Below are 1,256 nucleotides of genomic sequence, written 5' to 3' on the forward strand. Positions count from 1 at the left end.
ATGGCAAAAGAAAAGTTTGAACGCGTAAAACCGCACGTAAACGTAGGTACAATCGGCCACGTTGACCACGGTAAAACAACTCTAACAGCAGCAATCACTAACGTACTTGCAAAAGTATACGGTGGTGAAGCACGTGACTTCGCTCAAATCGATAACGCTCCAGAAGAGCGTGAGCGTGGTATCACAATCGCAACTTCACACGTAGAGTACGATACTCCAACTCGTCACTACGCACACGTTGACTGTCCAGGACACGCTGACTACGTTAAAAACATGATCACTGGTGCTGCTCAGATGGACGGCGCGATCCTAGTAGTTGCTGCAACTGACGGTCCTATGCCTCAGACTCGTGAGCACATCCTACTTTCACGTCAGGTTGGCGTACCTTACATCATCGTATTCATGAACAAATGTGACATGGTTGATGACGAAGAGCTAATCGAGCTAGTAGAGATGGAAGTTCGTGAACTTCTTTCTGAGTACGATTTCCCAGGTGATGACCTACCACTAATTCAAGGTTCAGCGCTTAAAGCACTAGAAGGCGAGAAAGAGTGGGAAGACAAGATCGTTGAGCTTGCAGAAGCACTAGATTCTTACATCCCAGAGCCAGAGCGTGACATCGATAAGCCATTCATCATGCCTATCGAAGACGTATTCTCAATCCAGGGTCGTGGTACAGTAGTAACAGGCCGTGTTGAAGCTGGTATCATCAACGTGAATGACGAAGTTGAAATCGTAGGTGTTAAAGAGACTACGAAGACAACTTGTACAGGTGTTGAAATGTTCCGTAAGCTTCTAGACGAAGGTCGTGCGGGTGAGAACATCGGTGCACTTCTACGTGGTACTAAGCGTGACGAAGTTGAGCGTGGTCAAGTACTAGCAGCGCCTGGTTCAATCACTCCTCACACGAAGTTCACTTCAGAAGTATACGTACTTTCTAAAGATGAAGGTGGTCGTCACACTCCTTTCTTCAAAGGTTACCGTCCACAGTTCTACTTCCGTACAACTGACGTAACTGGTGACATCCAGTTACCAGACGGCGTAGAAATGGTAATGCCTGGTGACAACATCAAGATGACAGTAGAGCTAATCTGCCCAATCGCGATGGACGAAGGTCTACGTTTCGCTATCCGTGAAGGTGGCCGTACAGTTGGTGCTGGTGTTGTAGCATCAATCATCGAGTAATAGTTACACGTTAACTAGTTCGATAATACGAATATTAAAAAGCCGCTCATTGAGCGGCTTTTTTTATGCCT

1 protein-coding gene is annotated in these 1,256 nt (G+C 46.5%); it reads left to right on the plus strand.

The genetic code is table 11. The features are described 5' to 3' along the window. Positions 1 to 1,185, plus strand: coding sequence for an elongation factor Tu (tuf, locus tag A7985_RS25350; protein WP_065793154.1), 1,185 nt, complete (start codon positions 1 to 3; stop codon positions 1,183 to 1,185). Positions 1,186 to 1,256 lie beyond the last annotated feature (71 nt).

The sequence above is a fragment of the Pseudoalteromonas luteoviolacea genome (genome assembly GCF_001696455.1).
GTDB classification, from domain to species: domain Bacteria; phylum Pseudomonadota; class Gammaproteobacteria; order Enterobacterales; family Alteromonadaceae; genus Pseudoalteromonas; species Pseudoalteromonas luteoviolacea_C.

Coding starts and splice junctions, on each gene's coding strand:
- tuf (WP_065793154.1), top strand. CDS start 1: ATGGCAAAAGAAAAGTTTGAACGCGTAAAACCGCACGTAAACGTAGGT.